General features: G+C 44.3%; 21 protein-coding genes, 1 tRNA gene and 1 rRNA gene. 9 read left to right on the top strand and 14 right to left on the bottom strand.

The features are described from left to right. Positions 1–124 precede the first annotated feature (124 nt). The 6 genes from rrf (at position 125) to BSHG_RS00610 (ending at position 7,644) form a co-directional block, all read left to right on the top strand. Positions 125–235: ribosomal RNA gene (rrf, locus tag BSHG_RS00585) — 5S ribosomal RNA — on the top strand. 210 nt (positions 236–445) lie between these two features. Next, the gene (locus tag BSHG_RS00590) at positions 446–1,489 is read left to right on the top strand and encodes an efflux RND transporter periplasmic adaptor subunit (protein WP_005797182.1); all 1,044 of its coding nucleotides are present in this window, start codon (positions 446–448) and stop codon (positions 1,487–1,489) included. Next, positions 1,486–4,518: an efflux RND transporter permease subunit gene (locus tag BSHG_RS00595; protein WP_008661666.1), complete on the top strand. Its 3,033-nt coding sequence runs from the start codon at positions 1,486–1,488 to the stop codon at positions 4,516–4,518. The genes BSHG_RS00590 and BSHG_RS00595 overlap by 4 nt, the downstream gene beginning before the upstream one ends. 2 nt (positions 4,519–4,520) lie before the next feature. Then, positions 4,521–5,810 carry a TolC family protein gene (locus tag BSHG_RS00600; RefSeq protein WP_008661664.1) on the top strand — a complete coding sequence of 430 codons (1,290 nt, stop codon included), beginning with the start codon at positions 4,521–4,523 and terminating at the stop codon, positions 5,808–5,810. Positions 5,811–5,852: 42 nt separating this feature from the next. After that, entirely contained in the window at positions 5,853–6,878 is a 1,026-nt protein-coding gene (locus BSHG_RS00605; RefSeq protein ID WP_008661662.1) for a sensor histidine kinase, read from the top strand. Then, positions 6,871–7,644 (top strand): LytR/AlgR family response regulator transcription factor, encoded by a 774-nt coding sequence (locus BSHG_RS00610; RefSeq protein ID WP_005797186.1) that lies wholly within the window; start codon positions 6,871–6,873, stop codon positions 7,642–7,644. The genes BSHG_RS00605 and BSHG_RS00610 overlap by 8 nt, the downstream gene beginning before the upstream one ends. Positions 7,645–7,711: 67 nt before the next feature. On the opposite strand, the gene BSHG_RS00615 is transcribed toward BSHG_RS00610, so the two are convergent. The 5 genes from BSHG_RS00615 to BSHG_RS00635 all read right to left on the bottom strand — a co-directional run bounded on the left by BSHG_RS00615 (position 7,712) and on the right by BSHG_RS00635 (position 10,328). Beyond that, positions 7,712–7,785: transfer RNA gene (locus BSHG_RS00615), tRNA-Ile, on the bottom strand. 96 nt (positions 7,786–7,881) lie between these two features. Then, the gene (locus tag BSHG_RS00620) at positions 7,882–8,193 is read right to left on the bottom strand and encodes a DUF4491 family protein (protein ID WP_008661659.1); all 312 of its coding nucleotides are present in this window, start codon (positions 8,191–8,193) and stop codon (positions 7,882–7,884) included. A 3-nt stretch (positions 8,194–8,196) separates the two neighbouring features. Then, positions 8,197–8,661, bottom strand: a complete 465-nt coding sequence (locus tag BSHG_RS00625; RefSeq protein ID WP_010993802.1) for an Lrp/AsnC family transcriptional regulator — start codon at positions 8,659–8,661, stop codon at positions 8,197–8,199. 192 nt (positions 8,662–8,853) lie between these two features. Continuing rightward, positions 8,854–9,723, bottom strand: coding sequence for an FKBP-type peptidyl-prolyl cis-trans isomerase (locus tag BSHG_RS00630; RefSeq protein WP_005803854.1), 870 nt, complete (start codon positions 9,721–9,723; stop codon positions 8,854–8,856). Positions 9,724–9,743: 20 nt separating this feature from the next. Further along, the gene (locus BSHG_RS00635) at positions 9,744–10,328 is read right to left on the bottom strand and encodes an FKBP-type peptidyl-prolyl cis-trans isomerase (protein ID WP_005791914.1); all 585 of its coding nucleotides are present in this window, start codon (positions 10,326–10,328) and stop codon (positions 9,744–9,746) included. Positions 10,329–10,794: 466 nt separating this feature from the next. Between BSHG_RS00635 and BSHG_RS00640 the strand changes: the two genes are divergently transcribed. Beyond that, complete coding sequence (locus BSHG_RS00640; protein WP_005791915.1) at positions 10,795–11,505, top strand: SIR2 family NAD-dependent protein deacylase; 711 nt, start codon at positions 10,795–10,797, stop codon at positions 11,503–11,505. Here BSHG_RS00640 and BSHG_RS00645 read toward each other — a convergent pair. Both BSHG_RS00645 and BSHG_RS00650 read right to left on the bottom strand, forming a co-directional pair. Further along, positions 11,439–12,212: a glycosyltransferase family 2 protein gene (locus BSHG_RS00645; RefSeq protein WP_005803856.1), complete on the bottom strand. Its 774-nt coding sequence runs from the start codon at positions 12,210–12,212 to the stop codon at positions 11,439–11,441. The genes BSHG_RS00640 and BSHG_RS00645 overlap by 67 nt on opposite strands. Then, complete coding sequence (locus tag BSHG_RS00650) at positions 12,205–13,470, bottom strand: glycosyltransferase family 4 protein (RefSeq protein ID WP_008661654.1); 1,266 nt, start codon at positions 13,468–13,470, stop codon at positions 12,205–12,207. Before BSHG_RS00650 ends, BSHG_RS00645 begins: the two co-directional genes overlap by 8 nt. A 104-nt stretch (positions 13,471–13,574) precedes the next feature. Here BSHG_RS00650 and wecC point away from each other — a divergent pair, with 104 nt between their 5' ends. Together wecC and wecB are read left to right on the top strand one after the other, a co-directional pair. Further along, on the top strand, positions 13,575–14,777 hold the full coding sequence (wecC, locus tag BSHG_RS00655; RefSeq protein WP_008661652.1) for a UDP-N-acetyl-D-mannosamine dehydrogenase: 1,203 nt from the start codon (positions 13,575–13,577) through the stop codon (positions 14,775–14,777). Between the two features lie 54 nt (positions 14,778–14,831). Continuing rightward, entirely contained in the window at positions 14,832–15,962 is a 1,131-nt protein-coding gene (gene wecB / locus BSHG_RS00660; protein ID WP_005791919.1) for a non-hydrolyzing UDP-N-acetylglucosamine 2-epimerase, read from the top strand. A gap of 51 nt (positions 15,963–16,013) precedes the next feature. Here the strand turns inward: wecB and BSHG_RS00665 are convergent, their stop codons facing one another. The 7 genes from BSHG_RS00665 to BSHG_RS00695 all read right to left on the bottom strand — a co-directional run bounded on the left by BSHG_RS00665 (position 16,014) and on the right by BSHG_RS00695 (position 24,967). Beyond that, positions 16,014–16,661 (bottom strand): hypothetical protein, encoded by a 648-nt coding sequence (locus BSHG_RS00665; RefSeq protein ID WP_005791920.1) that lies wholly within the window; start codon positions 16,659–16,661, stop codon positions 16,014–16,016. Between the two features lie 68 nt (positions 16,662–16,729). Continuing rightward, the gene (locus BSHG_RS00670; RefSeq protein WP_008661650.1) at positions 16,730–17,929 is read right to left on the bottom strand and encodes a glycosyltransferase family 4 protein; all 1,200 of its coding nucleotides are present in this window, start codon (positions 17,927–17,929) and stop codon (positions 16,730–16,732) included. After that, a complete protein-coding gene (locus BSHG_RS00675; RefSeq protein WP_008661648.1) occupies positions 17,929–18,939 on the bottom strand; it encodes a glycosyltransferase in 1,011 nt (336 codons plus the stop codon). The genes BSHG_RS00670 and BSHG_RS00675 overlap by 1 nt, the downstream gene beginning before the upstream one ends. Before the next feature lie 9 nt (positions 18,940–18,948). Continuing rightward, positions 18,949–20,136: a glycosyltransferase gene (locus BSHG_RS00680; protein WP_008661647.1), complete on the bottom strand. Its 1,188-nt coding sequence runs from the start codon at positions 20,134–20,136 to the stop codon at positions 18,949–18,951. A 3-nt stretch (positions 20,137–20,139) separates the two neighbouring features. Then, entirely contained in the window at positions 20,140–21,585 is a 1,446-nt protein-coding gene (locus BSHG_RS00685) for a lipopolysaccharide biosynthesis protein (protein WP_005814097.1), read from the bottom strand. 90 nt (positions 21,586–21,675) lie between these two features. Beyond that, positions 21,676–23,715 (bottom strand): methionine--tRNA ligase, encoded by a 2,040-nt coding sequence (gene metG / locus BSHG_RS00690; protein ID WP_005791925.1) that lies wholly within the window; start codon positions 23,713–23,715, stop codon positions 21,676–21,678. Between the two features lie 163 nt (positions 23,716–23,878). Beyond that, positions 23,879–24,967, bottom strand: a complete 1,089-nt coding sequence (locus BSHG_RS00695; RefSeq protein WP_005791926.1) for a BF3164 family lipoprotein — start codon at positions 24,965–24,967, stop codon at positions 23,879–23,881. Between the last annotated feature and the right edge of the window lie 5 nt (positions 24,968–24,972).

The raw sequence follows: 24,972 nt of genomic DNA, 5'->3' as shown, positions 1-24,972 counted from the left end.
CCGAGCGTTACTAATTGCCCGATGACTTTCTTTTATCCGCCTTCAATGGTTTATATATCCGTTTAGCTTCACTATTTATATAATAGACCGCTGAATTTACTTTTGTACATTATGTCTGCCTTATTCAGGTGACTATAGCATCAGGGTTCCACCTCTTCCCATTCCGAACAGAGAAGTTAAGCCTGATTACGCCGATGGTACTGCGTAACAGTGGGAGAGTAGGTAGTCGCCGTTTTTTTCAGATGGTTCATCCCCTTCGGTCGAAAGACCGAAGGGGATGACTTGTTTTATACCATACCCTGTTTAACAAGGATTCCTGACCACCTCTTTCTTGGTTCATCCGGTATATTCCAGATTCAACCTTCAGTTTTCCGGCTTCAGTATCTTTACTCCCCTATTGAATTATCCGATTATCTATTTTTGTCGAAAATTTAAAAGATAAGATATGAAGATAAGTGTATTATTAGCTGCTCTCCTGTTGCTATTTTCTTGCACGGATAAAGACAGTAAGCAGAGTCAGGACTTAATTGTCAAGACAGCACAAGCAGTTTCGGCCTCTGGGATCAAGACAACGGAGTTCCCGTTTATCGCACAACCTTTTCGTACCTCTGAGCTATCGTTTCGTGTCGGAGGCCCTATTGATCGTTTGGATGTATATGCCGGTAACCATTACAAACAAGGCAGTATTATTGCTGAAATAGACCCGCGTGATTTCCATATTCGCAAAGAACGGGCTGAAGCCATCTATCACCAAGCTAAAGCTGAATTTGAACGGATAGAGAAGCTGTATGAGAAGAATAATGTTTCGGCGAGTACATATGAAAAGACTAAGGCGGATTATACTACTGCCAAAACTGCTTTCGATACGGCTTCCAATGAACTGGGAGACACTCGTCTGACAGCTCCTTTTGATGGTTATGTGGGAGAAGTTTATATAGAAAAATACCAGGATGTGAAGCCGGCTCAGCCTGTTATATCCTTTATTGACATAAATCGGTTGAAGATAGAGATTTATGTTACTCAGAATATTGCGTTTGCCTCACACCCCACAGATAGTGTCCGGATCTATTTTGATGCCCAGCCCGATAAGTATTATAAGGCACAGATTGTGGAAGTATCGAAGGGGACAACCCGCAATAATCTTTCTTATTTACTAACGGCTGTTTTACCTAATAAAGAAGGGAAATTATTGGCGGGTATGTCGGGAAAAGCAATCTTTGATGCTCCCGGAACAACGGATCTGACAGGTGTTTCCATTCCCCAAACGGCATTATGTTATCGTCCCTCGGAAGGTGAATATGTGTGGGTTATTGATACGAATACCCGACAAGTGAATCGACGGACAGTGAAAAAAGGAAATCTGCTTCCCGGTGGCTATGTTACCATAACCGAAGGATTGAGGGCCAGTGAAACGGTAGCTACGAGCGGACTTCGTTTTTTATCGGATGGTATGAAAGTGGAAATCTCTACTAAGACAAACTCATTATGAAGCTGGTGAAGTATTTTTTGCAGAAAAGAGCCGTCACTATTTTATTATTGGTGTTGGTGCTGGCAGGAGGTCTGTTTTCTTATTTTAAAATGGGAAAGCTGGAGGATGCTCCCTTTACTATCAAACAAGCATTGGTACTGACTTCCTACCCGGGGGCTTCTCCCGCAGAGGTGCAGTCGCAAGTAACTGATATCTTAGAGGAAGCCATACAGTCGCTAGGAGAACTTTATTATCTGAAAACCGAGAATCGTGCCGGACTTTCTAAGATCACGGTTTATGTGAAAAAAGAGATTCGTGCTGAAGAGATGCAGCAATTATGGGATAAATTACGTCGGAAAGTAAATGATGTACAAGATAAATTGCCTGCCGGGGCCGGAACTTCTATCGTAAATGATGACTTTGGAGATGTACTCGGTGTATTTTACGGACTGACCGGTGATGGGCATACATATAGGGAACTGGAAGACCAGGCTAAATTTATAAAGAATGAATTACTAAAAGTTAAGGATGTAGCGAAAATTGAGATTTATGGTGTACAAACACCGACAATCGATGTCTTGATCAGTCCTTCTGTTATGGCACAAAGTGGAGTTACGACTGCGGATATTATGCGAGCTTTCGAAGCCCAGAATAAAATGGTCGATGCCGGTGGTATTGATGCCGGCACCAATCGCATCCGTATAGAATCTACCGGCAATTTCTATTCGCTGGATGATATTCGTGATCTGACCATTGTTTCGCGTACCGGAGAGCATTTCCGTCTGGCCGATATTGCACAGATAGAGGAAGGATATCAGACTCCTCCGGCTAATCAAATGCGCATAAATGGTAGTCCGGCAGTTGGGATCGCCATTTCTACCGTACCTACAGGAAATGTAGTGGACATGGCTGAAAATGTTAAAATGCGTATCGGTGAATTGTCACAATCGATGCCTGATGGCTACGAACTGATTTCTATCTACGATCAGGGCTATGAATCGGCGGTAGCAAATCAGGGATTTATCCTGAACCTGATCATATCAGTTATTACTGTTGTTGCGATTCTGCTGTTCTTTATCGGATTCAAAAATGGGCTCTTGATAGGTAGCGGGCTGGTGTTCTCCATTTTTGCTACTCTAATTGTTATGATGGCATGTGATATTGCCCTTCAACGGATGTCGCTTGCTGCAATTATCATTGCTATGGGAATGTTGGTTGACAACGCCATTGTCGTGTCCGATTCTGCTCTGATTAACATGGAACGGGGAATGCGTAAACGGGTTGCTATCATGCGTGCATGTTCGTCTACTGCTTTACCTTTATTGGCGGCAACGGTTATTGCTATTCTCACGTTCCTTCCGATTTACTATTCACCCCATATCACAGGTGAGCTGTTGTCCTCACTGGTGGTAGTGATCGGTGTTTCGTTAATGTTCAGTTGGGTATTTGCGTTAACGCAGACTCCGTTCTTCATTCAGGAGTTTGTAAGACGTCCCCGTCCTGAAGAGCTGAAAGCATCTCTGTTTGATGGAAAATATTATCATCTTTTCAGGAAATCATTGCGTTGGGTACTTCGGCATCGCACGATGACTATAGCTTCGTTGGTTGTTCTGTTGTTGCTTTCGGCATGGAGTTTCAAATTTATTCCGAAGGTTTTTGTGCCCGCTCTGGATAAGCAATACTTTACTGTCGATATGTGGCTGCCTGAGGGAACAACAATCGGGGAGACGGACCGGATAGCCGGTGAAATATCCGATTATATCCGTACTCATGAAGAGACCGAAATGGTTTCGTCTTATATCGGCCGCACTCCGCCTCGCTATTATCTTTCAAATATATCTTTCGGTCCTCAATCCAACTATGCCCAGTTGCTAGTGAAATGTAAAAGTTCCAAAGAGTCGCGGGCACTGAATGCTCTGTTGCAGGATTCCATTCGTTTGAAATATCCGGAACCGCTGATTAAGGTGAATAAGTTCGAATTAAGCCCGCTGACGGAAGCCATGATAGAAGCCCGCTTTCTGGGGCCCGATCCGGCTGTTCTAGACTCTTTGGCAGGTGAGGCGATCGAGATTATGCGTCGTAACCCAAAAGTCGCAGATGCACGCAATGAATGGGGAAATATGTCGATGGTGATGCGCCCGGTTTATGATCCCGTGAAGGCAGGTGCTCTCGGTATAACCAAATCACAGATGATGGAGTCTGTGAAATCGATCAGCGACGGAACCAGGGTAGGTGTTTATCGCGATGATGAGAAAAAGGTTCCTGTACTATTGAAGTCGGAAGGAGCTGACATTACGGATGCTCGTTCTTTAGGTAATTTCTCTGTATGGAACGGTGAGCATTCGGCACCTTTGTCGCAAGTGACCGAACGAATCGAGACGACATGGGAGTGGCCTCAGATGCGTACTTATAACCGTCAATTGTCTATGGCTGCCATGTGTGGAGTAAAATCCGGGTATACCATGGCGGAAGTGCATGGGGAAATTCGTAAAGAGATTGAAGCGATGAAGTTGCCCGAAGGTTATACTTTTTTTTGGGACTCACAATACAAAGATCAGAGAGAGGCGATGCAGGCAATCGGTAAATTCTTTCCGCTGGCTTTTCTGGTACTGGTCGTTATTCTGGTTGCCTTGTTTGGTAACTTTCGCGATCCGGTCATTATTCTATGTGTTCTTCCGCTGTCCATTATCGGAGTGGCTGTCGGTATGCTCTTGACGGGATTTGATTTCGGATTCTTCCCGATTGCCGGTTGGTTGGGATTATTGGGTATGGTTATTAAGAATGTGATTGTACTGTTGGACGAAATAGATGTGCAACGCCGGGAAGGAGTCGTTCCTTATACGGCCGTGATCGAATCTACGGTTTCAAGAACCCGTCCGGTACTGATGGCAGCCACAACCACCATACTGGGGATGGTTCCCTTACTGTTTGACATAGCATTTGGCGGGATGGCGGCTACTATCATTTTCGGGTTGACATTCGCTACTTTGCTGACTTTGTTTGTGACTCCGGCATTATATGCAATATTTTATAAGATAAAAGAGAAATGATGATGAAGAAAATAAATAGATGGCTTATCTTTTTGCTGTGTGTGCCGACAGTTGCTTTTGCTCAGCAAAATAGTTTGCTGCAAAAGTACAGGTCGATGGCTTTAGATTATAACCATGACTTGAAAGCTGCGGACAAAAATATAGCTGCAAGTATCGAATTGGAGAAAGCGGCACAGAAGGATCTACGCCCTAAACTGTCGGGAGAGGCGAATTTTCAGTATACCGGTAATCCTCTTCAGTTGAATATCGACTTGCCTTCGATGCAGACTCCGTTGGCTTTTGAAGGAAGAAATATGAAATACGGTGCTTCCCTCTCTTTGTTACAACCGGTTTATACGGGTGGGCGGTTATTGGAAAGTATCCGGATGGCTAAACATCAGCAAAGTCTGGCAATACATCAGGCAGATTATTTCCGTTCCGCAGTATCCTATCAGACGGATATGCAATATTGGAACACTGTTGCGCGTGCAGAAATAGTCCGTGTAACTACGGAATATCGCAATTCGGTTGCCACCTTCTTCCAAACCATACGGGAGCGGGTGGAAGCAGGATTGGTTGATCCGCAGGACTTGCTGATGGCGGAGGTAAAACTGAATGAAGCGGAATACCAACTGTTGCAAGCAAAAAGAAATCTGGAAACAGGACGTATGGCACTAAATTCTCTGATTGGCGTGGAACTTCATGCTCCGACTGAAATAGAAGATACGATTTCTGTCGTTAGGGCGGATAAAGATCTGTGGGGTGAGGGTGAAATAGATCGTCCGGAACTTAAGATGGCCTATGCCCGGATTAAAATAGCAGAAAGTTCGAAAAAATTAACGTATGCTAAGTATAAGCCACAGTTTTATATAGGTGTAGATGGAAGCTATTCTGCTCCCGGTTATGATTTCCGTTCCGATTTGGATCCCAATTATGCCATTTATGCCAAAGTATCCGTTCCCTTGTTTGAGTGGGGAAAAAGACGTGATGAAAAGCGAGCCTCTTCTTTCAAAGTAGGAATGGCTACTGATTATTTGAATCAGGTCACCGACCAGGTGAAACTGGAAGTGGAGACAGCCCGTGTTTCATTGTCGCAGACTATGGAACAGGTGCGCCTCACCGAAGGTTCACTGAGTAAAGCCTTCGAAAATGAGCGTATGGCATTGGAGCGGTATACTGAAGGGAAGGCCTCTGTAATAGAGGTGATTGAGGCCCAAACGTACCGGCAAGCTTCCCAACTGAACCATGTACAGGCAAAAGTCTCGGCACAAGGGGCTTATTCGGAATTGATCAGAGCTTTGAATAAATATTAAATAGTTTATGATAATTACCCGAAATATGATAGCTTTGTTCGCATGAAATGGAATGTCCTGTTATATGGTCTGTTATTCTCGGGATTAGGTATCTTTTCCTATCTCCTGCTTGTCAACTATACGGAGCTGACTCCTAAAGTAGCGGATGTTCTCTATTCAAAGGGAGCATTCGTCTTCTTTATTACCGCTTTCAATGTGCTTGGTTATTCTACGCTTCGGATCAGTTCGTGGATAAACACTCAGTATGCACTCAATATCCGCCATCGTTGGAAGATAATAGTTATTTATGTTGCCGTTATCTTGTTATTCCTGTTGTTGAACTATAGCCTGCTGATTGCTGCTAAGCTATTGGCAGGCATTGACAACCTATTTACTTTCTCCAATGGAGGCTGGCGTATCCTGATCGTGGTATGGCTCGTAGAGCTTGTCATTGTGGGCTTATTATTGGCAAATCGTTCCATTCAGAATAACCTGAAACTGCAACAGGAGGCCGCAAAACTGCAAACAGAGAACGACACTGCACGTTATGCGGCTTTACAAAGTCAACTGAATCCCCATTTTCTGTTTAATAGTCTCAATACGCTGATTGCTGAAATAGAATATAACCCGGGTAATGCTGTTCATTTCACCAAGCATTTGTCCAGTGTATACCGTTATGTTTTGCAATGTCAGGATAAAACATTGGTAACGTTGACGGAAGAACTGGAATTCCTGCAATCTTATCTCTTTCTGCATAAAGTTCGTTTGGGAGATTGCATTAGTTGTAACTGTTGTATAGCTTCCGGCTATACTAGTTGTATGCTGCCTCCGCTGACTTTGCAGTTACTGGCAGAGAATGTCATCAATCATAATTCTATTACTCTCAGCAAGCCTATGAAGATAGATCTTCGGTTAGAGGAAGGATATCTTGTGGTGAGTAACCCCATACAGCCTAAAAAAAGTCATGAATCGCCGGGTGTAGGGCTGAAGAACCTGTCCAATCGTTGCCAGTTGATGCTCGGCAAAGAGATAATTGTCCACAATGATGAAAAAGTATTTATCGTAAAAGTACCTTTACTGTATGAATAAAATAAATGTAGCCATTATAGAAGATGAAATTCCGGCAGCCCGTTTGCTACATTCCATGGTATCCGGACTTCGCCCTCAATGGGAGCTTACTCTGATACCAGGGAGTGTAGACGAAGCCGTTGCCTGGTTTGACGAGCATCCGCATCCCGATCTGATCTTTCTCGATATACATCTGGCAGATGGCAATGCTTTTGACTTCCTCTCTGCCGCACACCCTTCTTCCGTCATAATTTTCACTACGGCGTATGATCAGTACGCCATTCGTGCATTTACGGTCAATAGTATCGATTACATACTTAAGCCGATAGACGAAAAACGCCTGTCGGATGCAATCACTAAATATGAGAGCTTGCTGACCAATGCTGTTCCCAGGCCGGAAGATTACTTAGGTACTCTGCTTGAGGCACTTCAATACAAAGAGAAACGTTACCGTACCCGTTTTCTTATTTCCGGAGTAGATCGTTTCTGGTCGTTACAAGTGGCAGATATTGCCTATTTTTATTCCGAGAACAAAGTAACGTTTGCTGTTACCCGCAAAGGTCAGGAACATATTCTAGATTTGTCTTTAAACAAACTGATGGAACAACTCGATCCGGAGCGTTTCTTTCGCGCCAACCGCCAGGTTCTTGTCTGCATTGATGCCATTGACCATGCCGAGCCTTTCTTTAACGGAAAGATAGTGGTAACTGTGCGCCCTCCTTATAAACAGAAAATTACGATAAGCGAGGAGAAACTTTCAGCTTTTAAACTATGGCTGAATCATTGAAAAAAATGTTTGGAGTATATATAAAACGAAATCGACTATAGATCATTTGATCTATAGTCGATTTCAGTGGGCCAACTAGGGCTTGAACCTAGGACCTCCAGATTATGAGTCTGTTGCTCTAACCAACTGAGCTATAAGCCCGATGTATCCTTTCTATCGGATGCGGGGACAAAATTAATGCTTTCTGATGAATTATGCAAGCATTTTAGTCAAAAAACTGACTCTTTCCCGTATGTCTCAGAACTTGTATGTTCGTTTAGGATTCTTAGGAAACCAACCTTTTTTCACCCTCTCTTCTTGCTCAAAGACTTCTTTGATGGTCCAGAAAGAAGAGAAAGCGAATACGCCCAATAAAGACGAAACGAGTATATTGTCTGTGCTCAACGAGGCAGTTACTCCCGCGATACCTAATATCAGGAAAATCCACCAGCATTTCGTTCCCCAGTAATATTCAGCTTTTACCACAACGGGGTGGAATAAGCCGATAATCAGGAACGTGCAAATACCAATGAGCAGCCCTGACAGGTGATATTCATTCAACCACTCCATCGGTTACTTATCTGCGTGAATAGGAATTTCTTTCTTGATGCTTTGCTCCAGAGAAATCAAGGTTTCGGTGGCGGTTACTCCCGGTATCTCTTGCATTTTGTTGTTCAGTAGGTCCATCAAGTGTTCGTTGTCGCGTGCATATACTTTGGTCAGCATGGTGTAAGGGCCGGTTGTGAAGTGGCACTCTACGATCTCGGGAATTTTCTGTAATTCGGCCACTACAGCTTTATACATAGATCCTTTTTCCAGTTTGATACCGACATAAGTACAGGTACGATATCCCAGAGATTTCGGGTTTACGTGATAACCAGAGCCTACAATGACTCCCAGATCGATCAGTCTCTGCACGCGTTGATGGATGGCCGCACGTGAAACGCCGCATTCTGCTGCCACGTCTTTAAAAGGGATACGGGCGTTCTGAGAAATAATCTCCAGAATCTGCCTGTCAAGGTTGTCTATTTTTTCCATAATAATAAATGTAAATTCCAATTGTTATCAAATAGTAAGCAAATATAGAGATTTATTTTAATTTCTCTATATAAAAGTCAGAAAAAACAGAAAAATCGTATACTTTCTATTTTTATTATCCGGATAAAAAAGATGCCGGACGATTACGTCCGGCATCTCTCCTGTTCTTTTTAAATAAGGCCTGTTAATTTCTTATTTCTCAATATCCAGCAATTCTATTTCGAATATCAATGTAGAGAACGGTTTGATCTGTCCCATGTCTCTTGAGCCATAAGCCAGTTCCTGCGGGATATAAAGTTCCCATTTTGAACCGACAGGCATCATTTTCAGGGCTTCAGTCCAACCTTTGATAACTCCGCCGACGTTAGTCACGAACGGCTCCTTACGTTCGTAAGTGCTTTCGAATTCTGTTCCGTCGATCAGTTTACCTCTGTAGTTTACTTTCACTTTGCAAGTATCGTTAGGAATTTCACCTTTACCTTCAGTAATCACCTTGTACTGTAATCCGCTTGCAGTGGTTTTTACTCCTTCTTTAGTTTTATTCTCAGCAAGGAACTTCTCACCGGCAGCTTTGTTATCAGCATATTTCTTTTCGGCAGCTTTTCCTTTGATGCTTTCCATCATTTTCTGAATCAATACCTGAGCTTCTTCGGGACGCATCTTCATATCTTTATTGAGTACGCCTGCAAATACGCCTGCAAGAATATCGCCCTTGTTAACAGTCATAGTTGAATCATCAGCAAATAACTGGTGGTTCATGCCTTTGATAGCCTGAGGACCTGCCATTTGTGATCCGATCTGCAAGCCGAGCAGATAAGCCTGATCCTTTTTGCTTGTTTTATTGGCAGCGTCGTTCACACCTTTCAGGAAATCTGCCATGTATGTTGTATCCATCTCCATGCGCTGTGACAGATAGTCTTTCAGACCCTGAGTCTGGCTGATGCCAATAGCGTATGACAATGAATCTACATCTGTTTTCAGAGTGGCTTTAGGAGCCTGAGCCGTGCATGAAGCCAAGCCTGTTGCCATGGCTACAGCAGCCAAAATACTTACTTTTTTCATTTTGCTTTACGATTTTATTTTTATAATACTTCGATTAATTCTACTTCGAACACGAGTGTGCTGTGAGGAGGGATCATTTCACCGGCTCCCTGTGCGCCGTAAGCCAGTTCAGAAGGGATGAAAAGTTTCCATTTTGAACCTTCCGGCATCAGTTGCAAAGCCTCTACCCATCCCGGGATTACTTGGTTTACACCGAATACGGCAGGCTGTCCACGTTTGATAGAGCTGTCGAACAGGGTTCCGTCAATCAGGGTACCTTCGTAGTGGCATTTTACCTGGTCGGTAGCCTGTGCTTTCTTGCCTGTACCTTCAGTGATTACTTCGTATTGTAGTCCACTTGGCAGGGTAACAACGTTCGGTCTTTTTTTGTTTTCTTCGAGGAATGCTTTTCCTTGTTCGATGTTCGCTGCATTCATTTTGGTTTCCAGCTCCTCGAAATACTTGTTTACGATTTCTCGAGCCTCCTGATGGCTGATGGCTGTCTGATTTCCTTCGAGCACATCTTTTATAGCTTGAGCAAAGTCATCTACTGCGATGCCTTTAGCACCCATTCCTAACAAATTCTGGCCGATTCCGAGACCAATTGCATAACTAAATTTATCCATATATTTTTTTGTTGGAGACTGAATGTTCTATTTCACTTTCAGTCAGTTGCAAATTAACAAGCGGCAAAAGTAAGTGTTTTATTTGAATGATTTTACTTTTTGGTTTTAAAAATTCTTATTATCGACTAACTTCGTTACTGTGATAGATAAGGTTCCTTAAAAGCATCGTTTGTATTTCTTTCTGTCTTTTTTCGCTTTTTCCGTGAAGAGAGAACGATTGACATCCCCTGTTTGGACGTTAAATCTCTCCGTGTCAGTATGTCATACCGCCTCATTGTGTGTTAACGTATGATATCTGGCTGTAGAGCCAAGGACGGAAAGTGATGAAAGGTAGGTTAAGGGATGATGGAATGTTGGACGATATATTCGTTTATTCAAGGATTTTGGTTAAATTTGTAAGGCCTTCTTTCACGTTTCTTTTGAGAGGTGGGGAGTGAGGCCGGTTTACTTAAAAATAAAAGCTAGTATGAAAAATCTGGTTGTATTGTCAGGCGCCGGAATGAGCGCTGAGAGTGGCATCAGTACCTTTCGTGATGCAGGAGGATTGTGGGATCGTTATCCGGTAGAACAAGTAGCCACTCCCGAAGGTTATGCACGCGACCCCGAACTGGTGACCCATTTCTATAATGAACGCCGCAAGCAGTTGCTGGAAGTGGAACCGAATCGCGGGCATGAACTGCTGGCCGAACTGGAGAAAGATTTCCAGGTAACAATTGTGACCCAAAACATTGACAACTTGCACGAACGGGCCGGTAGCAGTCATATTATTCATTTGCATGGAGAGTTGACAAAGGTCTGCTCAAGCCGCGACCCAAACAATCCGCATTACATTAAAGAACTGAAACCCGAAGAATTTGAAGTGAAGATAGGTGACCTTGCCGGAGATGGTTCGCAACTCCGCCCGTTTATTGTCTGGTTCGGTGAGTCCGTACCGGAGATAGAGACGGCTATCGATTGGGTGGAGAAAGCTGATGTTTTTGTTATCATCGGTACGTCCATGAATGTGTATCCGGCGGCGGGGCTGCTTAACTACGTTCCCCGAAACGCGGAAATCTATCTGATTGATCCGAAGCCGGTGGATGTACATAGCTCCCGTCCGATACATGTCATTCAGAAGGGTGCATCGGAAGGAGTAGCTGAGTTGCGGGAGAAACTTCTTACCACAAACCATGCGTGATGTGCGAGGGTACTTAGCAGGCCATAGTGGCGGGTCATGATGCGGAATCGTTCCAAAAGCGATGCCTTATGATTTTGTGTCGTCATGCCTTCTGCCAGATAATCAATCAGGATAAGGTGAGTATTGTGAAAAGTACGTGCTTTTTTCATGATGCGGATACACCAATCGAAATCCGCCGAGAAACGATATTGCAGATCATAAGGCTCGATAAGTGTATGGCGGGGGAAAAAAGCCTGATGGCACACAAGCATTCCCTGCTTGAAACTTTTCCAGTTCAGTGTCTCTGGTGCCGATAACCGACGCATACGGAGGAAATGCCTCTCGGCATCCACTAAGGCTGTTTCGCCATACAGTATGTCGGGCAACTCATTTCCATTGATGGAGTGAACCATCTTTTGCAAAGTGTCGTCTTCGTGGAAACTGTCTCCGGCATTCAGAAAGCAGAGATAGTCGCCCGTTGCCAGGGCGATTCCTTTGTTCATTGCGTCATAAAGTCCTTTGTCCGGTTCGCTCACCAATTGGTGGATGCGGTCGCGGTATCGGTTGACAATCTCTAAAGTCCCGTCTTTCGATGCACCGTCGATGATGATATACTCTACATGATGATAGGTCTGCGAAATTACGCTTTGCACAGTATCTTCCAATACCTTTTCGGCATTGTAGGTCACTGTGATCACGGAGAATTTGGGACTGGGATGGCTATGCATATCTTCCTGTTATTTTATTGTAGACATCAATGTATCTTTTGGCAATAATGCCTTCCGAGTAGTTGGCGATTACTTTTCGGTTGGCCTGTTCCGAGAGAGACGGATAATCCGGGTCGGTCAGTGCCCAATAGATGCCGTTGGCAAAATCTTCGGATGATTTGTATTGTGCCACATACCCGTTGTGCAGATGGTCTATCATTTCCGGGATGCCGCCGACATTGAAGCCGATACAAGGCACTCCGCATGCCATAGCTTCCATGATAGTATTGGGCAGGTTCTCTTCCAGTGAGGGAGTAACGAAAAGGTCGACCGCATTGTAAACATCTACCAGTTCATGCTCGTTACTCACGTAGTTGAGTGGATATACTTTAAAAGGAAGCAACGGCTTGAGTTGTTCCGATTGCTTGCCCAAAACGACTACACTTAGAGAATCTTTCAGTTCAGGATGCTTCTCAGCCAGTAATTTACACGATTCAATCAGATAATCGATGCCTTTCCGCTTATCCGTGATTTTGGCCGAACCGAAAAGAATCAGTTTTCCGTTTTGGGGTAAATGGCATTTGCTGCGTGCCTCTTTCTTGTTTCTGGGTTTAAATAGATTGGTGTTAATGGGGTTAGGTATACTGATTACCGTTTCTCCTGTCAGCAAAGCACTCTTTTCAGCTTGTCCCTTCAGCCATTGGCTACAAGTGACGAAGGTAATGGGTGCTTCTTTGTAGAGTTGTTGTTTTTTACGGAAGATACGGTTGGACAGATCTTTCTTACTTCCCCCTCCATACAGGTATGGACAGTGGTTACACTCCTGATGGTAGTTGGTACACTCACGGGCGTGATGGCAGATGCCTGTACAGGGCCACATATCGTGCATGGTCCACACTACCGGTTTACCGGATTTCAGAATCTTCCGGATATCGTTCAGTGACAACATTCCCTGATTCACCCAATGCAGGTGGATGACATCTGCCTGCTGAAACTCCGGCAGGCTTGTAATGTCTGTGCCTGTATTGGCTATATCGACTGCGAAAAGATTGTTCTTCTTAAAGCGGTTGGCTTTCCAGATGACAATGCGTTCCCACACAAACCTCCATACTTGCCACCAGTTACGTTGCAGACCTACTACGCTGATCTGGTCGGTTTGCTTGTCGCGCACCAACATTTTGGCTTTGATACCGTTGTTTTTCAACGATTCCATCAAGCGGCTTGCTGCGACGGCCGCTCCGCCCAAACGTTCGGAAGTATTGATTATTAAAACTCTCATTCGATCGAAATGTTTTGGCAAAAGTAGTGGTTTTCGGTGAGAAACCGTACAAAGTCACATATTATTTGTACTTTTGCGGCACTTATAGATAAGGAGATATACGTATGAAAAAGGTTGTTTTTTTAGGATTAGGCTATATCGGACTTCCTACTGCTGCCGTGGTCGCCGGACATGGTTATGAAGTTGTAGGTGTGGATGTTAATCCTTCGGTCGTAGAAACCATCAATCAGGGTAAAATACATATTGTGGAACCGGAACTGGATCAGATTGTAAAAGAGGTGGTGCGAACAGGTAATCTCCGTGCCGTTTCGAAACCTGAGCAGGCAGATGCTTTTTTTGTGGTAGTGCCTACCCCTTTCAAACAAAACCACCGTGCAGATATCACCTATGTGGAATCGGCTACCCGCTCCGTAATTCCTTATCTGAGAGAAGGAAACTTGTTTGTTATCGAGTCCACTTCACCGGTATTTACGACCGAACGTATGGCTGAAGTCATTTATAAAGAGCGCCCGGAACTGAAAGACAAAATATACATAGCCTATTGTCCCGAACGTGTATTGCCGGGTAATACGCTTTATGAACTGGTTCATAACGATCGGGTGATCGGTGGCGTCAATCCCGAGTCGACCGCTAAAGCCATAGAGTTTTATTCTGCCTTTGTACAGGGTAAACTCCACCCGACGAATGCTCGTACGGCAGAAATGTGTAAGTTGACCGAGAACTCTTCGCGCGACTCTCAGATTGCGTTTGCCAACGAATTGTCCATGATTTGTGACAAAGCGGGTATCAACGTCTGGGAACTGATAGAATTGGCTAACAAACATCCGCGTGTGAACATCCTACAACCCGGCTGCGGAGTGGGAGGACACTGTATAGCCGTAGATCCTTGGTTTATTGTTTCGGACTATCCCGAACAGGCACAAATCATCAAACGTGCCCGTGAGACGAACGATTATAAAGCTGATTGGTGTGCCAACAAAGTAATGGAAGCTTGTCAGCAATTTGTCGAGAAGAACGATCGTGAACCGGTAGTGGCTTGCATGGGACTTGCCTTTAAACCCAATATTGATGATTTGCGTGAATCTCCTGCTAAATATATTGCTTCCCGCATTGTATCTGAGTCGCGTGCAGAGGTGCTGATTGTAGAACCCAATGTCGCTTCACATGCCAGTTTCCATCTGACTGACTATCGGGAGGCTTATCAGAAAGCGGATATCGTGGTATGGCTGGTACGTCACACTCCGTTTGTGGAGTTGCCCCGTGAAGAAAGTAAATTGGAGTTGGACTTCTGCGGAGTAAGAAAGTAGAAAGAGAACTGGCATATCGTCTTAATGAACCATCGTAAATAGTCTGATCGTATAATGAAAAAGATATTACTTGTTTTCGGTACCCGTCCTGAGGCCATTAAGATGGCCCCGTTGGTGAAAGCCTTGCAAAGAGATACTGAACACTTTGAAACGAAAGTGTGTGTGACGGCACAACATCGTCAGATGTTGGACCAGGTACTTGAAGTGTTCGACATCATTCCTGACTACGATCTGAATATTATGGCACCCAACCAGGACTTGTACGACATCACCACTAAAGTTCTTCTGGGCCTGCGCGATGTGCTGAAAGATTTCTGTCCGGATACGGTGCTGGTACACGGAGATACCACTACGTCGATGGCCGCTTCACTGGCTGCATTCTATCGGCAGGTTGCCGTGGGACATGTTGAGGCCGGTTTGCGTACCTATGATATGCTGTCTCCCTGGCCGGAAGAGATGAATCGTCAGGTGACCGACCGTATTTGTACCTACTATTTTGCTCCTACCGGGAAATCGAAACAGAATCTGTTACAGGAAAACATCGACGCAAAGAAGATATTTGTTACCGGTAATACGGTTATCGATGCTTTGTTGATGGCTGTTGACATTATTTCGAAGAAGCCGGGAATCAAAGAAAAGTTGCATCAGGAACTTCGTGACAAAGGTTACGAAGTGGGACAACGTGAATATATTCTGGTTACCGGGCATCGTCGTGAGAACTTTGGGGAAGGATTTTTACATATTTGTAAAGCGATTAGAGAATTAGCCGCGTTGCATCCCGAGATGGATATTGTATATCCGGTACATCTGAACCCGAATGTACAGAAACCCGTATACGAACTTCTGTCAGGAGTAGACAATGTATATCTTATTTCGCCGTTGGATTATCTGCCGTTTATTTACGCTATGCAGCACTCCACTTTGCTGCTGACCGATAGCGGTGGAGTACAAGAGGAGGCTCCTTCACTTGGCAAGCCGGTGTTGGTGATGCGAAATACCACGGAACGTCCTGAAGCAGTAGAGGCGGGAACTGTAAAACTGGTGGGGACGGATGCTGAGGCGATTGTCAGTAATGTGACTGAGCTGCTCCGTAATAAGGAGTTATACCGTCGTATGTCCGAAACACATAATCCTTATGGTGACGGGCATGCTTGTGAACGCATCCTGTCGGCATTAACCCGTTAAAGCTCACATGATTCGTTTATAGGCTGTACGGGCAAGAGGAAGAGGGGAAGTTCATTCCCCTTTCAGTTCCGTGCTGTTGTCCTTGTAGGCAGCAAATCCTTTGATTCTTACTCGTTCTTTCTTTTCCATATCCGGCATTCCGTTACCCAATTGTTTCAGGTTTTCTTTAATAGTATTGTGGGTAGTGAAAAAACTGTCCAGCAGGTCGGTGAAACTTTTTTCCGGCTCCTCTTCTTCGGGAGCGAAGAGCATATGACATTTACTGTGGATACCAAATGTTTTTTCATCCTCGTCCAGCGCATAGACAGTAGTCACTAATGAGTTCATATTGACTGCATTGATAATTTCTTTCAGATAGGGTAATGCCTGATTGTCGATGCTGATGGACGCCCACCAAGGATTCCATACAATGATTAACCGGAGACCGTCTTCGGCTGCGACAAGGAAATCGTCTCCCTGATACTTGAAGCTGATATGATTTTCTTCATTCACTTCCGGTTGGCAACCGAGCTGTTGAAGGATGCTCATGATCAGTGCGGAGGTAGTCATTTCCTCTGTCACTTCTTCCGTTTCGGCAGAGGCAGTGTCACCCGATGGCTTCGCACGTTTGTTCCGCTCGTGCAGGATACGCGATATCAGGAATACAATTGGCCATAACGCCAATGCGATGACTGCGATGAGAATGGTAAGATCGGTCATAGTAGTAGAGCTATTAAATGATTAATGTCTGCCTAAAGATAATCATTCTTTTTGGTCGTACTCCATTTTTACTGCATAAAAGTTCGGAAAGCTTGCAAATAACGTTCGCTAACCGTTTCAATGTTGATTTTCTCGCGGATGATTCGTTCCGACTCACGTCCCATAGAGGCACAACGTTCGGGAGAGGCAAACAGTTTGTTGAGCTTGTCGCTCAAGCTGTCGGCATTGCCTTCTTTGAAGAAAAGTCCGTTCACTCCGTCCGTCACCAGGTCACGTTCGGTGCTGTCGCATACCGAACAAACCACGGGCAGTCCGTAGGTCATGGCATCATTGATGGATAATCCTCCCATGCCCGCGAGTACATAGACAGTCGATTCATTCATATAGGCTCCCAGTTCTTTGGGACTGTATACTGCACCGATGAATCGAACCTGTTCTGTCAGATTCAGGTCGGCTGCCTGTTTTTTCAGGTTATCCAGCTCCGGTCCATCGCCTACCACTACCAGTTCCGCGTCCGGATGACTGGCAATAACCTTTGTAAACGCATCGATCAGCAGATCCACCCTTTTCCATTTCACTAATCGGCCGATGTGTAGCGCTCTTTTGGAGGAAGGAGGAAGAAGCGGGGGCGAGGTGAGTACGGCTTCTTTCTCCTTCAGTAAGGCATCTGTGTCCGTAGAGTTGTAAGTGACATGTATTTGCTCCTGCTTCACTCCATAGGAAGGAAGAATATCGTATGCAGCGGTCGAGTAATTCAGCGTTCCGGTAATGCGTGCGTAGCAGTATTTACGTATTTTCGCTGTCAGCCATTGTTTAAGATAAAAGCCGGTTCCGGTACTGACCAGCCGCATGTTTTCATCATACATCGGGTTTTCATGGAAATATTCTTTTATTTTCCCGTAGGGAGGGGTCTGGAAGGGAATTTCACGGATAACCAACCGTGTCCGGCACTCTTTCATAGCCTTTCTCAATCGGGGTTGAAAGAACACTTGCAGGAAATAGGGCCATCCCATTATCAGAATATCCGGTTTCTCTTCACGTACTATTTCCGGTAGGGAGGGATAGGAGCTTTTTCCGTAGAATGCTTTCTTCTCAATGGCGGTGAGGTGCCTGTATGTTCCTCCCTCTACCATTTTTACACCTTTACCGATAGTGGCATTTCCTTTTTGAGGAGTGATAACGGTGATTTCCACTCCTTTGTTATGAAGTTTGTTGAGCATGGCATTCAGATAATGGGGCATGCCGCCGAATGTATAGAGTACTTTCATTACTGTATTATTTTCTGAAGTAAATTTTGAAACTTTTTGCCGAATTCGTTCCAGCTATGTGCATTGAGGAACCGGTTGTAACCGGCTATATCTGTTGCTTCGTTTGCCTTGTCAACGAGTTCCTGTATATCATCGAACGTATGGAAAGTATATACGTTAAGCAAGGGTTCGGTGGCGTAGTCCCTGAAAGAGCCTACAGCCGGTCCGATGACTTTGGCTCCGAATGAGAGAGAGTCCATCAGTATGCCGGAACTTAAGATAGACTCGGCAGCATAAGGTACCAGTACGAAACGTGATCTGCGGATCTCTTGTTTTAGCTCTTCGAAAGGAATACTACGGTCCTCTATGCTGATCATCTCATTACTTTCTTTGTGTAGTTCTTCCAGGAGTTCCTGCGAACTGCATTTCCCGATGATTTTAGTCTTCAGTTTTAATGAATGCTGAGTAGCAAAACGTACGAATTCCGGTACCCCTTTGTATCGGGAGATATTTCCCCAGATCAGCAGGTCGGTTTCCGGTGGTTGGGGGATGTATTCTTCTATCCGGTTTTTAGTAGGGTGATGCAAGAATACCGTTTTGGCTACAGCCTTCGGATATTGATCCTGAACCACTTTGATACCTTCTGTAGCATGTGTCACTATCAAATCGGCTTTGCGGAGGAGCAGATGTATCAATAACTTTTTCGACCATCGGTGTTTCATCACATGGGGCTGCTTATTGTGCAAGAACCAGATGATCTTCTTATGGTGGCATTTAATTTTGAAAAGAAGCCAGATAGCAGCAAGAGTCTGCAACATTCCATATTTGTAGTCGGGTACATTCTCCGGCCAATGAAAGATATAAGCATCGCTATCTGCTTTTCTTGGGATGAGGCTGAATAACGGATTCTTGTGCGGGGGATTGGCAATTGTGATTCCGTTCTGTTGCAGTGCATGGATGAAGTCGCTGATATACGGATTAACGCGTATATCACCTTTGTTGATAGAGTATGGATATATCGTGACCTTCATTGTGTTCTCCTATTTAATTAATCCATGTTTACGGAAAGTTTCCATCCACAGTGGTCCTACCTGTTCTATGTCATATCTGTTTTTCCGCTTTTGAGCTTTGTAGGCTATCCGGCAGCGGAGTGTGTCATTTTGTGCCAACCGTAGAATGGTTTCTGCATATTGTTCATAATTGTTGTCGGGAATAATGAATCCGTCTATGCCGTCATCTATCATGTCATAGATCGCATTGAAAGAATCGAATCCGATAGGAATCACCCCCAGTGACATTGCTTCTGTAAATACGGTGGGTAGTCCTTCTATGACGGAAGTCAGACAAAGAATCCGGGCACGGTCTATATAGGGGATCGACATCTGATGGCCGGTCAGGCAGACCCGTTTCAATTTTTTCTCGGCAATAATTTGCCGGCACGTGCCGAATTGGGGACCATCTCCTACAAGGGTGAGTTTCCAGTCCGGTAGTTTATCCTGAACCATGCCCCATATCTTTAGTAATTTGGGTAATGCCTTTTCGGTTGCCATTCTGCCAACAAAGATAATTTCTTTGTCCTTCTCCTCAATCGGGATGTTACTATGCACAGGTTTTATGGCATTAGGGATGGCAGATAACTTCCATGCGTCTTTTTTGCCTATAAGTTTCTTGAATTCGGGTATATAAGCGGGTGACAGCAGTACCACTTCGTCGAGCGTGTCGTATGCCGAACGGTTTTGATGGCTGACCACTTTTTTTAATAAGCTGATGTAGAGTTGTGGCAGCATCCACTGAAAAAGTTTCTTGGGTCCATGCACGTCTTTGAACCGGAGTGTAGATAACTCGTATTGTTTTAACTGTGTCGTATGGCTGGGACAGTTGTGGATCATCGTGCATATTTTGATTCCGGGATTTCTTTTTTTGATTTCGAGGTAATATTTGCGTGTATCTCCGGTGATGACATGGGAGTAATCGAGAATCACGTCTATCTGTTTGTCGATAATGAAGCGACAGATTGCTTCGATGTTGCGGGGAGTATAGAATTGAGAATAATGATCGGGCAACAGGAGGCCGTTCTCAAATTCGCTGTCAGCCAGTTCCAGGTACGAAAAGTAAAGCTTACTGTCCACTCCGTGTGCAGTCAGCCATTCGGTCAGTTGCGCATAGAACCAATAAAAGCTATTGGCACGATGAGGAAATGCTTTGGTTTGTTGGATCAGGATGTTCATGACTTATTTCAAGAGTTTTTTCCGGATAAATTGTACACTTTCAAAAAAGATCACCGATTTGCCGATCCACATGATGAACACATAAAGGCTTACGGCTATTCCTATTTTAAGAATCAGCAATACATATAGGTTATGGAAGCCGATCGTGAGGAAATAGCTGGTTCCTATGACTCCTCCGGAGATCAGTAGGTACGGAGTGATATCTTTCATGACTTCCCATAGGGTGATGTGAATCTGCTTGTTTACGAAATAATGCCATATCAGTAGCCAACCGATGTTGATAACCGTATAAATCACGGCCATGACGAGTATGCCTTGTGAGATAGTACAAAGAAGCATTGTGAGTTGAACCAGGCTCTGTGCAATGGTATTCCACATAAAAAGATTCGACTTTCCTTTACTGATCAGAAGATTGGAGTACATATAAGTAATGGGGACAAATGCTCCCCAGATGCAAAGAATCTGCATGATGGGTACACATGCCTGCCATTTGGCGGTGACGGCAATTACGATGAACTCGTTGGCTATCAATGCCAGTCCGAACATGGCCGGGAAAGAGATAAAGGCGGTGAAGCGCAACATCTTCCGAAATATATTTTTCTGTCGCATGGCGTCGGAAGAGGTTTCGACCAGGACAGGCTGAGATACTCCGTTGATCATGTTACTGATCAGTGAGAAGCCCATATTGGTCCATTTGTTGGCCTGAGTATAGTAACCTACATCCTGACTGGTATAAAAGCGCCCCAGCAGAACAGAAAATATGTTATCATTGATGTAATGAAATACATTGGTGATAAGCAGTTTACTGCTGAACGGAAGCATCTCCCTGATAGGTTTGAAATTGAACGAAAAAGTAGGACGCCACGGAGAAAAGTACCATAACAGCGCATTAGCGATGAAAATATAGGTGATTTGCTGTACGGCCAGCCCCCAGAAAGCCATTCCATTGTATGCCATGACAATTCCTATGGTGCCTGAACACAATAGTGCGGTAATGGTTGCTTTCGCTTTTTCTTTCACCATTAGTTTTTTAAATAATACCGCATTATGGGCAGTTCCGCAACTTGAAATCAGAAAACCCAGGAAAAGGAAGCGGGATAGAGGAATAAGCTGTGGAGTCTTATAGAATGCTGCGATAAACGGGGCACAAAAAAAGAGCAGCAGGTAAAGCGATGCACCCATTAGAAAACTGAACCAGAACACCGCATTGTAGTCTTCATGACGGAACGTCTGTTTATTGGCCAGAGCGGCCGTAAATCCGCTCTCTTGTATAGAGTTGGCTACGGCGGTAAATATAGCCAGCATACCAATCATACCGTAGTCTGTCGAATCCAGCATACGGGTGATGATAATTCCGAACAGCAGGTTCAGTAATTGCTGGATGCCATTGCTGAATCCACCCCAGAATAATCCTTTGGCTGTTTTTTCTTTTAGCGACTGTTCTGCCATATTATATTTCCGCTCACGACCGTTAGTAAAAATAAAGGGTGTATCCGGTCTCCTTTCATAGAGTCCTGAATACACCCTTACTTTAGTTATTTATTTCACTTCACTTCCCGGCTTCACTTCCCGTCCGGGCATAACAACGGCCAGGCTGCCGTCATTATTTTCGGCACTCAGGATCATACCTTCGCTGACGATACCTTTCAGCTTTCGTGGAGCCAGATTGGCGATGAAGCAAACTTGCTTGCCTACTAGCTCTTCCGGTTTGTAATGTTGTGCAATGCCGCTGACGATGGTGCGTGTTTCCAGTCCGTCGTCTATTTTAAACTGCAATAATTTGTCGGCCTTAGGCACTTTCTGACATTCGAGAACAGTACCTACGCGAATATCGAGTTTCATGAAGTCGTCAAATTCGATATTGGCGCGGATCGGTTTGGCTTTGTAATTAGCCTCTTCGTTTGCTTTCTTTGTATCGAGCAACTTTTGTACTTGTGCTTCAATTGTGGCATCTTCTATCTTTTCGAACAATAATTCCGGCTTATTCAGTTGATGTCCGGCAGGAAGCAGGTCGTTCCGTCCCAGTTCTGCCCAGTCGAAGCTATCCATGTTCAGCATCTGGCGTAAGCGTTCCGAACTGAACGGAAGGAATGGTTCGAAAGCGATAGCCAGGTTGGCTACCAGTTGCAGAGATATATTCAGGATAGTACCTACACGTTCCATATCCGTCTTTGCCAGTTTCCAGGGTTCTGTATCGGCCAGGTATTTGTTTCCGATACGAGCCAGATTCATGGCTTCTTTCTGTGCATCACGGAACTTGAATACATTGAGCAGCTTTTCTACTTCGGCTTTAACATCGGAGAATTCTTTCAGTGTCTCTTTGTCATAATCTGTAAGTTCGCCCGCAGCGGGTACTTTACCTTCGAAGTACTTCTGTGTCAATACCATCGCACGGTTCACAAAGTTACCGTAGACCGCTACCAATTCGTTGTTATTGCGTGCCTGGAAGTCTTTCCAGGTAAAGTCGTTGTCCTTGGTTTCGGGTGCATTGGCTGTCAATACATAACGCAATACGTCCTGTTTCCCGGGGAAGTCTTCCAGATACTCGTGTAACCACACTGCCCAGTTGCGTGAAGTGGATATTTTGTCTCCTTCCAGATTCAGAAATTCGTTGCTCGGTACATTATCCGGCAAGATATAGCTGCCTTCAGCTTTCAGCATAGCCGGAAATACGATGCAGTGAAATACGATATTATCTTTTCCGATAAAGTGAACCAGACGGGTTTCGGGATCTTTCCACCAGGTTTCCCATGAATCGGGAAGCAGTTCTTTTGTATTGGATATGTAACCGATTGGTGCATCGAACCATACGTAGAGAACTTTACCTTCAGCACCCTCTACCGGAACAGGAATCCCCCAGTCGAGGTCACGGCTGACCGCACGCGGCTGCAAACCCATATCGAGCCAGCTTTTACACTGTCCGTACACGTTCGGACGCCATTCTTTGTGTTCTTCCAATATCCACTGGCGCAGCCATGTTTCATGTTTGTCAAGTGGCAGATACCAGTGTTTGGTTTCTTTCATGACCGGTTTGCTTCCGCTGATGGCACTTTTCGGATTAATCAGGTCAGTGGGCGACAGTGAAGTTCCGCACTTTTCGCATTGGTCACCATAGGCACCTTCCGAATGACAGTGAGGACATTCACCGGTGATGTAGCGGTCGGCCAGAAACTGGTGTGCTTCTTCATCATAATATTGTTCCGAAGTTTTTTCGATAAACTCTCCTTTTTCGTATAGCTTCTTGAAGAAGTCTGAAGCCAGTTCGTGGTGTGTTTTGGATGATGTACGGCTGTATACGTCAAACGAGATACCGAATTCTTCGAATGATTTCTTAATCAGGAAGTGATAGCGGTCTACTACATCCTGCGGAGTGATACCTTCCTTTTTGGCACGGATGGTGATGGGTACCCCATGTTCGTCGGAACCTCCGATGAAAAGTACATCTTCTTTTTTCAGTCGCAGATAGCGGACATAGATGTCTGCCGGTACATATACACCGGCCAAATGGCCGATATGGACGGGGCCGTTCGCATACGGCAGTGCCGATGTGACGGTAGTTCTTTTAAAGTTCTTTTCCATTGATATATTGCGTGTATTTATTGTTATCTACTTGGGAACGTGCAAAGATAACGACTTTCTGAGGAATTCTTTATAAATAAGATGGATGATTTGAATAATAACCCCATACTCTTCGTTGAATTCAATGCAGAGTATGGGGCTGTTATATGAAGAAGAAAAGCCGTTAGGGAAGCTGGTCCAGTAGTTCTTTGATGTTGTATCGAACAAGCATGTCATCTGCAGTTACAGCATACATGGTTTGGTTTCTTTCGTCTATGCTGAAAGAGGAAACCCATTTGTCCAGATGGGCTTTACATAGATAATTGCCTTTCCAGTCAAAGATATCCAGGCGAGAGCGGAATGTTGAAGGGTCTTCCCCCTCTATTGCCATGGCCCAGATATATGCATTATTGCAGTGTACTTTGGTATAATAAGGTTTGGGAGTGCCTTCTATTACCTGTTCCCAATTTAATTTATTTCCATCAGTGAATAGGTTATTAATTTCCTCCTTTTCAATATTTACTATACTTATCATATTGAGGAATCTGTATGCAATGACCATCTTCTTGCAATCATTGCTGATTGCAATATCTTTTTGGAAAGCTTGATCTCTTCCGTGATGTTCTAGCAACTCCTTGGGGAAATTGGAGGCGTAGAAACTGCGCAGGATGCTGTCGTTTTTGTAATCGTAAACTTCAAAAAAATCATTTTGATTGTCTTGTGGACGCATTATGATACTCCTGTTTATGAGAAATATGGAATCTCCTAAAAGATATGAAACGCTGGACTGTTGAAAACTATTCTTTCCTTTGGGAGCATTATAGGTATATTTGTTATCATAAATAGCCTTATTTTCTATCAAAGACTTGGATATATTTAATAAACCTGTGAATTTTTGATAGGATCTCATTACAAGTTGTATCTGCCCGTCCTTGTTAAACCATTGTGTAAAAGCACTAGGGAGTATAACTTCATCCGGTCCGTTTCCTATTTTCTGAAAACTTCCAAGAAATTGCAGATGGGGAAGGTTGTATACATGCAGCATATTCTCCTCTTTATTTAGAGCTAATATTAGAAATGTATCGGTGACAATAATATCGCCTATGCCGATTGGGTCAATGGATAAAGGTTCGTGATTAAAAGATAATGTCTGTTGTGCATCCGTTGCAATTGTTTCTATTGTTCTAGCTTTTTCTGGTTTGGATGATTGGCTACAGGAGGTGATGTACAGACACAATGTAAAGGAAATAACGGTTAGAAGTGCTTTTCTCATAATGT

This window comes from Bacteroides sp. 3_2_5 (genome assembly GCF_000159855.2).
GTDB lineage: Bacteria > Bacteroidota > Bacteroidia > Bacteroidales > Bacteroidaceae > Bacteroides > Bacteroides fragilis.
Note: the sequence above shows the minus strand (reverse complement) of the source record. Positions and strands in the feature narration are given on the sequence as shown.